Below are 13,817 nucleotides of genomic sequence, written 5' to 3' on the forward strand. Positions count from 1 at the left end.
CCATATCACATACTATAAGCGGTTGTCTCTATTCTGCGCCATGATTCATGAATGAGCCAGTGATGTGATGGCCGGCAAAGCAGTATTGCTGGCTTCGGCCGCCTGGAATTGACCGGCCTGCTGGGTTGAAAGCCGCGGCAGATTGATGAAGAACGTACTGCCCTGCCCCATCTGGCTTTCCGCCCAAATTCGTCCCTGATACAGTTCGACAACTTTACGGCAGATAAACAGACCGAGTCCGGTACCGCCAATGGTGCGGGTGGTTGAGTTATCAACACGGTAGAATTTCTGGAATAAATGCGGCAGATCTTCGGCCGGAATGCCGGGACCAGTGTCGCGGATCGAGAATTGAACGACGTCCTGATTGCCAGTCAGGCCAATGGTTATTTTGCCCTGATCGGTGTATTTGACGGCGTTGTCGAAGACATTGGTGATGACCTCGCGCATACGGTCGGCGTCGGCCAGAACGTAATACAGCGGCCGTACAACGTGCCCGGTGTCTTCGCGGGCATTAATAAGCTGGTTGGATCCTACGTTGAAATCAACCGCCAAGCCCTTTTTGTCGGCCGAAAATCGCAATTCCTCGGTAATTTGCTGCAGATAGGCGCCCATTTCGACGACCGTCGGATGGCTGCTGAGCCGGCCGTCTTCGGCCTTGGCACTGGTCAGTAAGTCCTGGAAGAGTTTGCCAAGATGCTGGGTGCTAATGTGGGCCTTTTCCAGGTAATCGCGGGCCCGGCTGTCGATGGTACTGACGCGGTCATTGAGCGCCAGCGCGATGTAGCCTTCGATAGCGGCGACTGGCGTGCGCATCTCGTGGCTGGCGGTGCTGATAAACTCGGCGCGCTGAGATTCTTCCAGCCGTTCTTTGGTGACATCACGGAAGACGGCAACTGCTGCAAAGACATGCTGGTCTTCGTCGATCAGCGGTGAAACATTCAGGTTAACAGGAATTCGCTTGTTGCTCTGTGTCGTCAGCTCGGCATCATTGACACGGATAGTGGCTTTTTCGACAAATACGCGCTGAAACGGGTCTTGATCGGCGGGATATGGCTCGCCTTTGCTATCGGTAATTTTGATGACTGTACCAAAATCGAGGCTCATTGCCTCCTCTGTTTTCCAGCCGGATATAGTCGCCGCACCAGGGTTAAACGACCGAATGGCATGCTGTTCGTCAAACAGTACGACGCCGTCTTCGATGGCGCTGACGATAATGCTTGATTTCATTTTCTCATCGCGCAGCGCGCTAGCCAGCTTACTGACCGACCCTGCCGGCCCCAGCTGACGCCGCCGAATCCTCCAGAAAATAATGAAAACAGCAGCCACTACCACCGTAGTGACGCCAATAATCATCAAAGTGTAACCAGAAGGCCCGCCAGAGCCGATGCCGAACATAGTATTTGCTGTATCAATTGGATTCATAATCGCTTAAGTTTATTATGGTCTATAACTGTCTGAGATTCAATGCCGATCGGACCTGACGGTGGACTGCGATTAACAGATATGGTACTATAGGCCGGTCGTAATTTGGCCTCATCGTCTAACGGTTAGGACGCCAGGTTCTCATCCTGGCAATTGGAGTTCGATTCTCCATGAGGTCACCACAAGAACATTGTATCTTCAAAAAAACACCTATTCTCCATGTGGAAAATAGGTGTTTTTCTTATCTGTTAAATTGTTCGATTTTCTAATCCTTGCAAAGGGACTTGGAAACTATCTATGATTTTTAGAGTTAACAAGCTGTTTTATAGCCGCAACCAACCAGATTACATAGAGCACTGATAACACTTGTTGAAACCAGTGAGCCTGAAAGAACTCACCGTTAATCAGCAGATAAAGATTACCTGCTGTAGCTATTCCTGTAAGAATTACTATTATCCATGTAATTGCTAAGCTAGACTTTTGTTTATCGTCCTTATTGTTGACTGATCTGAGACTACCATTAATAAAGTTCATTTTTTAATCCTTTTAGATTTTTTATAGTAAAGCTAACGCTTAATAAAAACAAGCCTCCTGCCTTGTCCGTTAATGTATTGAACTCAAACTATTCCATCTAACGATTTCAGCCACTACGGCTTTATAAATCGGGTGGTGTAGGGTCATCAGTTTTCGTTATACATAAAAGAAAACTTTTTATTTTCGGCGCTATTTGTCGCGCCTCGACCGATAACTATTATATCTTAAAGTCTATAATTCTAATAAAGCAATAAGTGTGAATATTGTTCATTTTGCTAATACTGCCAACGACACATTAGTTTGGATAAGATATTTAGCAAGATCACACGACTTTTGAGTACAATCCTCTGTTTCTTAGTAGCTACAGTAGTGTTCATCGTGTGCGTTTTCAGTATGTTACAATCCAGTGATGAACGCCATCTATATAGCCCGGCACGGTGAAACGGAAAATAATAGAGCAAAACGCTTATCTGGCTGGATAGATACCCCATTAACTGATATGGGTTTAGAACCAACTAAAAAGGTGATAGAGAAATTGTCCGCTCTTCGCTTAGACAGTATGTATTCCAGTGACGTAGGTCGAGCATTTATCACTGCGTATGTTATAGCAAAAGATATTGGTTACGACGATGAAATAGTACGACTTCCAGGACTCCGAGAGGTTAGCTACGGTGACGCAGCCAATATGTATAGCGTTGAGGCGTATCAAAAATATCCTGGACTAGATAGCGATACGCATTATACGCCGCCAAATGGCGAATCACTCGACCATATGCAAAAACGCGTGCTCAAGACTGTAAATGGTTTAGACGAGACGCATGCCAATGCAAATATCTTGCTGGTTTGTCACTCGGGAGTCATGGCTGCCATTCGAGCAAGTCATATCGGTCAAGATTTCGGTGCGCACAATATTAGCGAAGCATATCCCCATGACTATGTTGGTAAGTTTACGTTACAAAACGGGGAGGTGGCAACATTCAGTGAGTTTCTAGGCTAAGGCTGAATTACCGCTAAGAATATTCTTATTTGCGTAATTTTATCAACTCACGTGCTGTACAATAATCGAAATGACAAATGCTAAAAACGTTAAAGCCTATTACAATACAAAAGAATCAAAATTAGGATATATCCTCTTCTTAAGAGGCGCTAAGCACTTCGGCTATTATGAGCGTGGTGACAAAATGTTTCAAGTTTCCAAGGCGCTCCGCAAGATGGAAAGAAAAATAGGTAAGGCATTAGATTTGCCAGCCAAAAGCAACGTACTCGATGCAGGTTCGGGCATGGGTACGGTATCACGAAATCTTGTAAGATGGTTTGACTATAGCATCACGGGTATTGATATTCTCGATTTCAATTTGGCAAAAGCATGTAGAGAAGCTGACAAGTCGGCGAACTCTAATCTTTCGCTACATTATCTTCAAATGGATTATCACAATCTCAGTTTTAAAGACTCAACTTTTGATGGTGTGTATACTACCGAAACTTTTGTCCACGCTAGCGATCCTGCGAAAGTCCTGAGCGAATTTTACAGAGTTCTGAAGCCCGGTGGAAAGTTAGTACAGCTCGAATACTCCCATGACCCATACGACACAATGAGTAGCTCCGAGAATCGGTCATTCGAATTCGTTAATAGATATGCCGCCATGCCAGCTTTTGATTTATTTGAGCACGGAGTTCATGAAAAGCTAATACGCGACGCTGGATTTAAGCTCATATCGAGTACAAATCACATGAAGAATATTGAGCCGATGCTTCGATGGTTTATGCTGAACGCGTGGCTACCTGTAAAATTTATTCGTCTTGCTAGAATTGAGCACCGATTTGTAAATGCAATTTCAGCTGTTGATTTCTGGAAACTGCGACATAAAATTCATGTAAAAATTATTGTCGCCGAAAAACTAGCGCCTTAGCCGTACGATACAATTGGTTAAGCTACTGCGTGTACCAAATTTAGCGGTGATACGGCTGGCCGGCGGCAATTGTGCTTGCGCGGTATAGCGTTTCGGCCAACACGACCATAGCGAGATCATGTGGAAATGTCAGACGCGAGAAGCTCCACTGCATGTCGGCAGCCGCAATAACTTCGCTGGGTAAGCCATCTGGCCCGCCGATGAGAAACGTTACTTCCCTGCCGTCCTGATTGCGAGCTTCGATAAATCGGGCGAGTTCATGACTACTAAGCTGTGTAGATTCTATGACGAGTGCAACGCTATACGCTTGCCCGGTGGCCTGCAGCAGATGCCCGGCGTCGTTGTGCTTGTCAGCGATATGGGTGATGCGGACTGTGTGGTAATGCTTCAAGCGGTCAATGTATTCGGCCCAGCCGGCACGGGCGTATGGGAGCTTTGGTTCGCCGATTGTAATAATGTGTATCTTCATAACTTCCTTATGATCATGGCTTTAGTATGACACCAATATTGTGCGAAATCTGAATAGCTGGAACGTTTCCCTGAAAATAATCGTGGATAGCCCGTTTGACGCCCGGTAATGCTTCGCGGCCATAATCGTCGAAACAGACAATACTGCCAGTTGTCATCCGTGGCCAAACGAGTTTCAGTGAATCATAAATTGAGTTGTAGAAATCTCCGTCAAGGAATGCGAATGCAATGTTGTCCGGCACGTCAGCCGGACAAAGCTGATCGAACCATTGCTTATGGATGATTGGCGTACGCAGGCGGGCTTTCCCAAATTCGGCTATGAACTGCTTTTTGCTGACCGTTAGCTCGCCCGCCTGAAAGTCATCGCCGGCGACGCTGGCGTCTTGCGCTGTTTTCGGCGGCAGTCCTGCAAACGAGTCATAGACGTGAAATGCCCGCTCGTCCTGGTATACATCGAGCAAACGGCGCATAAATAAACTGGTCGTCCCGACATAGCACCCAAATTCGACGGCTGCACCGTGTGTACCCTTCGATATGATTGCTTCAAGCTGGCTAAGTAAAACGCTCAGCGCCGGCTTGGTAATCTGGTCGGATATGATTGGATATTTTGCGAGCAGAGCTGCTGTGTGAGACATGCAGTATATAGTGGCTTACCGGGCGTAAGTGCGTCAAGTCAATCGCAGTAAACTAACCTGGCGCTTCCCCACAATCATCGACAACCGCCGACAATCGTATAAATGCTACAATACTATGCATGGCTACATATACATACACTATCGATATTACTGCTCCCCGTGAAAAAGTCTGGGACATAATGCTGAGCGATGCTTCGTACCGGGAGTGGACCAGTGTCTTTCAGGAAGGTTCATATTATGAGGGTACCTGGGAAGCTGGCAGCGAAATGCTCTTTTTGGCTAAGGGTGCTGATGGACTAAGCGGTATGGCAAGTCGAATTGTCGAAAACAAACCGTATGAGTATGTATCAATCGAAAATTACGGCGTGTATAGCAATGGCACGATCGACACTACCAGTGACTATGCCAAACAATGGGCTGACTCGCACGAGAACTATACCTTTACTGAAAATGATGGAGTTACAACGGTGCGCGTGGACCTGGAAAGCGATGCACTCAGTGGCGACGAAGTGATCGAAATGTTTGACGGCATGTGGCCGCCGGCCCTGCAAAAGCTCAAAGAGCTGTGCGAAGCCTGAGCCGAAAATTTGCTACAAACTCCTAACGCTTATCTTGCCTCGTATGTAATGGTTGTGATACTATTTTTCTAATAAGAATTGTAATTCATTACACTGTCACTAACTGGATCCATTCATGAATCACTTTCGCCTCCTGATCGTCGTCCTTATTACTCTCGGAACTGCCGTGCTAGGCACAATCTATATGAAGTCGTCACAGGCGGCAACGCCATTTGTCTCGCTTGAACCGGAAACAGGCGAAGTGGCCGCACCATCAACTGTCGTAACCGATACGACGGCATCGACTGGCAAAGCGATCAAGTTTGCGGCTACGTCGACACAGCCGCCAGCCACCGGTACTCGTACTTGTCCTGCCTATCCGGCATTTCCAAACGACGACTGTACCGGTGTGCCGAGTGATACAAGCTTGACTGCTATTGCGGGCGGGCTAAGTACATCGGCTAATGGTCAGGTCATTGACGGCAGGCTTATCAACGGCGACCTCTCTGTTAATCACTCTAATGTTACAGTCAAAAACACTCGTATCATGGGGCGGATATCTAATAGAGCGCCATCTAATTTGATAGTCATGGACAGTGATATCGGCCCAGACTCGTGCCCGGCTTCTAGTAATTTCTACAATAATTTCAACGGTACTAATTACACAATGCTTCGTTCGCGTGTCCACAGTGCTCCTGCTGACCTCGTGGGTATCGGAGGAACCGGCACTATCGTCATACGGGACTCTATTATCAACCGAGCCTGTATCTATCCGGGTGATCATCTCGACGCAATCCAATGGTATGCGCCTGGCGAAGTCGGCAATGTTACTATTGATCATTCAATCGTCGACACTCGGCCAGTTAATTCACCCGGCAGTCTCGGCAACGCGGCTATATTCTGGGCGGACCGCGCCGGATCGGGCTCTCGGTTGACGGCGACCAACAATTGGTTCGCCGGTGGTAACTATACTGTCTCGCTCTACGATGCCAATGCCGGCAGCGGGGTGATACTCGATGTCAGGAACAATACATTCCTCAAAAATTCATACACGTACGGCGCCTGTGCCAGCGCCAACAGTATTCCCTTCAATGGCAGTGAAGGCGTAAGATTCACTGGCAATATTTACCACGATGGCTCGGCTTTCCCGAGCTGCTAGTCACAAACTGCTACCCAGCCGCGTTTATCTATAGTACATTACTTCTGTTGATTAAATTATATAGTTTTTATGCCATGTATTGGCTGTCCAATGTATACTGATAGATAGCAACACCGGTACTCCTGACAAGGTTTGACCGGCGGGCTTTATACATGGCAAGCACCCTACCTTACTGGCGGCTCTGCGCGCTACACGGCATTTGTTCACTGCGAGATCTGGGGCGCTATACGGTCGCATCAGGTCGAAGACAATGTAGGATTGTCAGACGCAGATAGCACTCACAACCAAAACCCGTCTACCCTGTTACCTAAACTAACCGGTAGTTTTGTGAGGCCGATGTATGGATCCAACTATTCTTATAAACGAACGAGTCGATGTGGTCGTGATTTTCAAAAAGCACGCCGGCATCGGTGCATTCTGTATGCCATGCCGTATGCGCTGGCGTGGGCATGATTATGAGCTGACTGAACTGGGGCTGCGGCACCCGACAACACAGGGGCGGCGCATGGTACATGTCTTTCATATGAGCGATGGCGTCAATGATTTTCGTTTGGAGTTCGACGCCGAGGCGCTGACCTGGACGTTGGTGGCGATGATGGGAGGTGGATTTTGAATTCGCCCCTGCCCTTGCCTCGTCCGGACGCCGGTCATGAGCGCAGCTTGGCTTCGTATCATGGCTTGCACGGCAACCGGCCCGCGGCTGGCACCGATGCCGACAAATATAGTCTTAATACCGAAGAGCCACAGCTGATGCATATCGACCTCAATAGCGCCTTTGCCAGCGCCGAACAGCAAGCCTGGCCGCATCTCCGCGGACGGCCCATGGGAGTAACAAATCGCATTTCCAAAGAATGCTGTGTGATTGCTGCCAGTTATGAAGCCAAAAATCTAGGTATTAAGGTGGGGATGCGGCGTAGCCAGGCTATGGAAATCTGCCCGGAGTTTATTATGCTGGAGACAGATCCGAGCAAGTACACCTGGATGTACCAAAACTTGATGCGTATCATGAAGTCATATTCGCCCAACATCAAAATGAAGAGCATTGACGAGGGTGTTATAGATTTTCATGGCACGCGGCTCGTAAACAGCCGGCCACTGCGAGACATTGGCGCGGAAATCAAACAACGCATGAAAGACGATGTTGGTAGCTGGATGCGTACGAATATTGGTATCGCACCAAATCGCTTTTTGGCTAAAACTGCCGCCGGGCTGCACAAGCCGGACGGCCTAGACGTGATTGATCATCATAATCTCGTCAGTACGTATGCTTCCATGCAGCTGCGTGATCTGAGCGGCATAGCCCGTGGGTATAGTACGCAGCTGCAACTGTACGGCATCCACACGCCGCTGCAGTTCCTGGAAGCCCCGGACGAACTATTGTATAAACATGTTTTTAAAAGTATCAATGGGTTGCACTGGTACGAGCGGCTGCGTGGTTACGAAGTTGACGACTATCCGACGCATCTAGGCATGGTCGGTCGGCAGTGGGTTGTCAAAGATCCGAGCAATGACGACGAATACTTGCGCTCCTGCTTGCATTACCTGGCAGAAACGGTTGGCGTCAAGCTGCGCTACCGCGGCGTCGAGGCGCGCGGCATCTGCGTCTGGATGGGATTCAGTGCTGGCGGCGGCTGGAAAAACAAGCAGATGCTACAAACGACTATTTACAGCAACCAGGATATCTGGAAGCAGGTTGCCCGCCTGTTTGAGTCTCGCCCAAAACATATGGTAGTCCGTATTATGGGGATTTATTTGTACCAATTGACGCCGTCAACCCGCAGCCAGACGAGTATGTTCGAGAATGTCGAAAAATCCGATAATTTGACGAAAGCCATGGATGGAATCAACGATTTTTATGGATCGTTTACGGTGCATGCCGCGGATACCTTAACCGGAACAAAGCATGTCAAACAGAAGATAGCCTTTGGCGGTACGGAGTATTTTGATCTGTTGCTAAAACGGGCATAACGAGGCAATGTTCTACAGGATTATGCTACTATAAGCGTATACGTTATGACAAAAACTGTAAGCTCAACGGTAAAAAATAGATACCGCGGCGTACCTTCTCTACGAATTTTTATTGTAGTCGGATTGTTTACGGCCCTTGGAATGCTGTACGGGCTTACAAGCCGTGCGGCGACACCGTATATATCAGCAGAGCCCGAAGCAGTAGCGCCAACTGGTCCAGCTGTGATCGGTTCTGATACAGCCGCATCGGGTGGTAAATTTGTACGGTTTGGTACTGGGGGAAATCCCGGCAAAGCAAACACGTTTTGGCTGCACTTTAACAGTACTCCCGTGAGTAATACGATGCTGGAAACCGAAGCAAAGCGACGCAAAGTCATTGTTCTCAATGCTTGGGAGCACCAATATATTCCGACGCTCAAAGCCGCAAATCCGAATATTGTCGTGCTGGTGTACAAAGATCTGTCATCAACACGCGACTATGAATGTACGAACGGCGTTGATAGTGCCTTGCTACCAACAGGCATTGGCTACTGCTTTGCAGATACGTATCACAAAGACTGGTTTCTACTCGATAGTGCTGGCAAGCGCCTGGCGTATTCTGGTTATGCGGGCCATTGGCAAATGGATGTCGGTAATGTGGCGTATCAGCAGCAATGGGCCGCCAATGTGAAGACCGAGCTTACGGCGCGTGGATGGGACGGCGTATTCATGGATAATGCGCTCGTTTCCTGCGATCAATATCATACCGGTGTCTGTCCTGCTAAATACACCACGGACGTAGCCATACAGGCTGCCTACAGCGCCATGCTGAAAGTAACCTATCCGGCACTAAAGAATGCTGGCTTGAAAAGCGTTGCCAATATGTCGAATGCCAGATTGTATCCTGGCATCTGGAATACTTATCTTGCGAACCTGGACGGCGGCTTTGATGAATGGTGGCTGACGTTTGATCCGGGCAATCATCTGGCGGAATACGGTACGCCCTCAATCGGCTGGAAGGCCCAGGTAGATGAAATAGCCGCCGCGGAGGCAGCCGGAAAAATGGCTATCGTCCAGGCACATACTAGATACACTGATAAACCCTCGTTTTATTACGGACTGGCAAGCTATTTTCTAGCGAGTGGCGGCAATTCATCGTATGGAGAGATAGATGTCGCCGATAATTATAGTAATCCAAGTCCGTGGCAGCCGGCGTATGATTGGAATCTGGGCGCGCCAGTGTCCGCGTATAGCACGATCAGTACACACCTCTATCGCCGTGACTTCAAATGTGGCGCCGCGATTGTCAATGCAAACAATACAGTGGCCACAACAGTCAGTCTCGGCGGGACGTACTTAAACGAATCAGGTGCTTCGGTAACGAGTGTCGCCATGGCAGCCAAGACTGGTACAGTGCTGCGCAAGCCCAACTGCTCGCCGTAAGTAGATCTGTCCACTTTCGTCCTATTACAGGGACTCGTCAGCATGACGACATAGTCATGGAGTGGAGATGAGAGATAGACAAAGTTTGCGACGGTGGAGAGATGAGAGTGTGGGTAGGTCGGCCGGATGGCTGACGAACGTTTGCTCTTATCAGCTACCCCCTGCCAACAAACCTTTGTCAGTCTCTCATCAGCCACTGTCCGTGTTCCTTCCGGTTTTGTGAGCATGTATCTTGTGATGATGGCGCGCTGTTGGCGGAGGCGGAGTAAGAGCCGGTGGATTGCCCAGTTAGGCTATCCGTATGATGCACGCTACGCCGACAAGAAAGGCGCCAAACATCGCTATGTCACTCGCGATGAAGCGGCCGATCCAGTGGACGGTTTTACGAACCATCTCGTTCTCCTTTCCTTGTCGTTGTCTAGCCGATTGGCCAGCCGTAGCCTTTGGGCGGTCCGACTGTCAGGAGTAGCACGATCACCGATACGGCGAGGATAATGCAGGCTCTGTAGACGTTGACCATGTAGATAATGCAGACTTTGCAGACGATCTTCATGTGCAGAACGAACCGCTTGGTCATAGTGGTGGGCCGGTTGGTCATGATACTCTCCTCATGTCTCGGGTATGTCTGGGTGGGTGGTGTACAAACTTTGTCTATCTGTCAATGTGCTTTGGAGTCTAGGTGTTAGCCTCAACAAAACAAGGAAATAATACCATTATTTACCGTATATATCAACTGTAAGCCTGCACTATCGTCTATTCAGATTGTGCACTAGCGGTAAGTGACTTTAGCGGCGTCGCTGACGACAGACAGCCACGTTTGACCAGGATTGAGCGCTATCACTTTTCCGGCATCGTCTTTGAATTCGAATTGGCTTTTTGGATCGCCTTTGGTCCATGTGCCGGTAGTGACGGTGCCGTCTTGAAATACGTACATTTTACCGCTTCCCTGCGTCGTGTAGGCAGAATGATAGCCGTCTGCCATCAGACCGTACTGCATAGCAAGTGCGATAACGACTTTGGGTGCAAGCTGCGTATTACTGTCGGCGTCCATGTGTGGCGTACCTGCCATATTGCGTTTGTAACTATTGGTGGCGGCGTCGTAAGCGTACTGTGCGTTATAATACGGTCCGGAAATGCCGAGGTCGATCGTATTCGCGGCAGTCCGCGCCTCTGCAGCTGGTTTCGACGGAGCGCTGGGAGTTGGAGGTGTCGTGGTGCTCGCCGCCGGCTTGTATGGCTGCTCAGCTTTGCGGGCAAACCCAGTAAATGTACTCGTCTCATAGCCTTTGGCTTTGGATAGGTTTGTCAGGTCGTCAATGCTGGTATAGACATTGTGCGGAGCGAAGCGCGTTGTAATCCGGCGATAAGCGGCCGGATTGAAAAACTGGTCGAGATCGCGAACTCCTAGATCTTTGATGCGCTGCAAGGCATCGGGACTGCCGCCAACATGAGCGTAACTGGCATCAAAGGCCAGTGCCCAGTCGAGATAGTATGGCCGGGCACTGCGGATAGGTCCGACATTTCCTGGGTGCGATTCTTGAAACAGCGCCAAAAACCGCGTAATGCCGGCTTCAGCGATTGCTTCGTACACAACGCCAGCATCTTTAAGACCCGACTGCGGACGGGCATTCGGGCTGTTTTCGACCATCACGCCGATGACGGGCAAGGTTTGCTGAGATGGGATGACCGGCATTCCGGTGAGCGGCGAAGTGATCGGCTTGGGTGCCGGCTTCACGACCACCTTGGCTTTGGCGACTGGTTTTGCGGGTGCTGGCTGATCCCGCGTCAGCGCATAGCCGGAGCTACCACCGATCAGCAGAAGTGCGACGACACTCGCCAGCAGAATTTTCTTTTTTGATACATCCCAGCGTCGGAATAATCGAACCGTACCGCTCAGAAACGATTTCTTTTTGTCAGGTGTGGCATGTGCCGGTAATAGGAGTTCGTCGGGTTCAAATAGGCCGGTCGGTTGCACAGTTTCGGGAGGTGCAATCGCTACCGGAATGCTGCCGGCGACCTCTTCCGGAGTGCGGAATCGGGGCTGAGAGCGATCTATGTGCAATGGGGTCGGACTGGTGCTTGCATTCGGTAGGCTGGCTGTGCGTTGCCGATACCCGCGGTTTGGATCTAGTCTGGTTGGTTGGCGTTCGGGTATTTGTTTAAAATCATCAATCATAAGCACTATTGTAACAACCCTGCAGACGACAGCCTAGGCCAAACGGGGTAAAAACCGGAAGTTCCAGTTGTAGTTATTACAGACTGTCTATTTGCGATTGCAGCCTGGCCAGTGCACGCTCACGTCCAAGCACGGCCAGCGTCTCTGCCAGACCGGGGCTGGACTGTGCCTGGGTCGTGGCGATACGGATCAGGCTAAACAGTACTGCTGGCTTTTGACCGGACGTCTCAAGTAGCGCGTTCAGTGCGGCTGTCAGGCTTTCAACATCAAAATCAGTTGTTTCGAGCACGGCTCGGGACTGTTCCAGTAAGCCACGGAGTTCGTTAGGCTCAAATTTTTTGAGCTGTTTGTGTGAACGTATGAGCTCCGGCCTGATCGGCAGGTCAACAAAGAAAAACTCAGTTAGTTCCGGGAGCTCTTTAAAGTATTTGAGCCGCTCCTGGACCAGGCTAAGCACCTGCTGACGGTAGCTATCGTCATAGTCGGCGGCTGCGGCTGGCCAGTAGTCGCGCACCATATCAGATAGGTCGTCCAGGGATAATTCGCGGATATGAGCACCATTCATCCATAGCAGCCGCTGTTCATCAAAGCGGGCCCCGCTCTTTTGGACTTTGCTGAGGCTAAATTTGTTGATCAGTTCATCGACGCTGAATATTTCCTGTTCGGTGCCGTCATTCCAGCCGAGGCTGGCAATAAAATTGATGAGCGTTGCCGGCAAAAACCCATCGCGGATGTAATCGAGTACGTCTTTGGCGCCGTCACGTTTGCTGAGTTTCTTATTGCCATCCGGCCCGAGTATGTGCGGCATCGTCGCCAGTAGCGGTCTACCCTGGCCGGGATACAGGCCAAGTGCTTCGTATAGGTTTAGATAATTCGGTGTGCTGGCGATAAACTCCTGGCCGCGGATGACGTGCGTGACTTCCATCTCAGCGTCATCGATAATGTGCGCAAAATTGTAAGTCGGGTAGCCATCGGATTTGATGAGTATGAAATCATCAATTGCTTCGGCACCGGCCTGCAGATCACCCATAACTTCGTCGTGCCAGGCATAATCCTGCGGCTGGCTACAGAACCGCAGCGGCATTGTGCCGTCCCACGTTGGCGGATTGTCCGGCCGGTAATTGCGGTACAAAAAAGGCTTTTTGGCGGCTCGAGTCTGGTCGCGGAAAGCTTGTACTTCGGCTGGCGTATACGGATCGGCATAGGCCCGGCCGGCGTCGATCAGCTGCTGCGCCCACTGGCGGTAGTGATCAAGCCGTTCACTCTGCTTGTATGGAGCGTGCGGGCCACCGACAGTGATGCCTTCGTCCCATATCAGCCCCAGAGCAGTCAGAGAATCCTGAATCTGCTGGCCGGAGCCTTTGACTTCCCTGGCCTGATCGGTATCTTCAAGCCGTAGTATAAATTTCCCGCCGGACTGGCGGGCGAGCAACCATGCAAATAGCGCAGTGCGGATGCCGCCGACATGGAGGTAGCCGGTAGGGCTCGGTGCAAAGCGGGTACGGACTGATGATACTTCGGACATGTCATTCTAGTATGTCACAAACAGGGGTTAATCGCTAGATC

General features: G+C 49.9%; 14 protein-coding genes and 1 tRNA gene. 8 read left to right on the forward strand and 7 right to left on the reverse strand.

Annotated features, from left to right (window positions below; translation table 11 throughout):
- Positions 1-45: 45 nt before the first annotated feature.
- Complete coding sequence (locus VF575_00705; protein ID HEX8182104.1) at positions 46-1,422, reverse strand: ATP-binding protein; 1,377 nt, start codon at positions 1,420-1,422, stop codon at positions 46-48.
- 107 nt (positions 1,423-1,529) lie between these two features.
- Between VF575_00705 and VF575_00710 the strand changes: the two genes are divergently transcribed.
- A tRNA-Glu gene (locus VF575_00710) sits at positions 1,530-1,604 on the forward strand.
- 109 nt (positions 1,605-1,713) lie between these two features.
- Here the strand turns inward: VF575_00710 and VF575_00715 are convergent.
- Positions 1,714-1,956, reverse strand: a complete 243-nt coding sequence (locus tag VF575_00715) for a hypothetical protein (protein HEX8182105.1) — start codon at positions 1,954-1,956, stop codon at positions 1,714-1,716.
- Between the two features lie 409 nt (positions 1,957-2,365).
- Here VF575_00715 and VF575_00720 point away from each other — a divergent pair, with 409 nt between their 5' ends.
- Positions 2,366-2,953 (forward strand): histidine phosphatase family protein, encoded by a 588-nt coding sequence (locus VF575_00720; GenBank protein ID HEX8182106.1) that lies wholly within the window; start codon positions 2,366-2,368, stop codon positions 2,951-2,953.
- Between the two features lie 70 nt (positions 2,954-3,023).
- Positions 3,024-3,866 (forward strand): class I SAM-dependent methyltransferase, encoded by an 843-nt coding sequence (locus VF575_00725; GenBank protein HEX8182107.1) that lies wholly within the window; start codon positions 3,024-3,026, stop codon positions 3,864-3,866.
- Positions 3,867-3,906: 40 nt separating this feature from the next.
- Here the strand turns inward: VF575_00725 and VF575_00730 are convergent, their stop codons facing one another.
- Entirely contained in the window at positions 3,907-4,335 is a 429-nt protein-coding gene (locus tag VF575_00730; protein ID HEX8182108.1) for a 23S rRNA (pseudouridine(1915)-N(3))-methyltransferase RlmH, read from the reverse strand.
- A 13-nt stretch (positions 4,336-4,348) separates the two neighbouring features.
- Positions 4,349-4,969: a TylF/MycF/NovP-related O-methyltransferase gene (locus VF575_00735; GenBank protein ID HEX8182109.1), complete on the reverse strand. Its 621-nt coding sequence runs from the start codon at positions 4,967-4,969 to the stop codon at positions 4,349-4,351.
- Between the two features lie 119 nt (positions 4,970-5,088).
- On the opposite strand from VF575_00735, the gene VF575_00740 reads away from it, so the two are divergent.
- The 5 genes from VF575_00740 (at position 5,089) to VF575_00760 (ending at position 10,075) form a co-directional block, all read left to right on the forward strand.
- Entirely contained in the window at positions 5,089-5,547 is a 459-nt protein-coding gene (locus VF575_00740; GenBank protein HEX8182110.1) for an SRPBCC domain-containing protein, read from the forward strand.
- Between the two features lie 115 nt (positions 5,548-5,662).
- Positions 5,663-6,685 carry a hypothetical protein gene (locus tag VF575_00745; GenBank protein HEX8182111.1) on the forward strand — a complete coding sequence of 341 codons (1,023 nt, stop codon included), beginning with the start codon at positions 5,663-5,665 and terminating at the stop codon, positions 6,683-6,685.
- 340 nt (positions 6,686-7,025) lie between these two features.
- Entirely contained in the window at positions 7,026-7,298 is a 273-nt protein-coding gene (locus VF575_00750) for a hypothetical protein (protein ID HEX8182112.1), read from the forward strand.
- Positions 7,295-8,653, forward strand: coding sequence for a hypothetical protein (locus VF575_00755; GenBank protein ID HEX8182113.1), 1,359 nt, complete (start codon positions 7,295-7,297; stop codon positions 8,651-8,653). Before VF575_00750 ends, VF575_00755 begins: the two co-directional genes overlap by 4 nt.
- Positions 8,654-8,698: 45 nt before the next feature.
- The gene (locus VF575_00760; protein HEX8182114.1) at positions 8,699-10,075 is read left to right on the forward strand and encodes a putative glycoside hydrolase; all 1,377 of its coding nucleotides are present in this window, start codon (positions 8,699-8,701) and stop codon (positions 10,073-10,075) included.
- A 418-nt stretch (positions 10,076-10,493) separates the two neighbouring features.
- On the opposite strand, the gene VF575_00765 is transcribed toward VF575_00760, so the two are convergent.
- The 3 genes from VF575_00765 to gltX form a co-directional block, all read right to left on the reverse strand.
- A complete protein-coding gene (locus tag VF575_00765; GenBank protein HEX8182115.1) occupies positions 10,494-10,673 on the reverse strand; it encodes a hypothetical protein in 180 nt (59 codons plus the stop codon).
- A gap of 171 nt (positions 10,674-10,844) precedes the next feature.
- The gene (locus tag VF575_00770; GenBank protein ID HEX8182116.1) at positions 10,845-12,251 is read right to left on the reverse strand and encodes a DUF3048 domain-containing protein; all 1,407 of its coding nucleotides are present in this window, start codon (positions 12,249-12,251) and stop codon (positions 10,845-10,847) included.
- 76 nt (positions 12,252-12,327) lie between these two features.
- Entirely contained in the window at positions 12,328-13,776 is a 1,449-nt protein-coding gene (gltX, locus tag VF575_00775; protein ID HEX8182117.1) for a glutamate--tRNA ligase, read from the reverse strand.
- Between the last annotated feature and the right edge of the window lie 41 nt (positions 13,777-13,817).

The organism is Candidatus Saccharimonadales bacterium (assembly GCA_036388415.1).
Classification (GTDB): domain Bacteria; phylum Patescibacteriota; class Saccharimonadia; order Saccharimonadales; family UBA4665; genus UBA4665.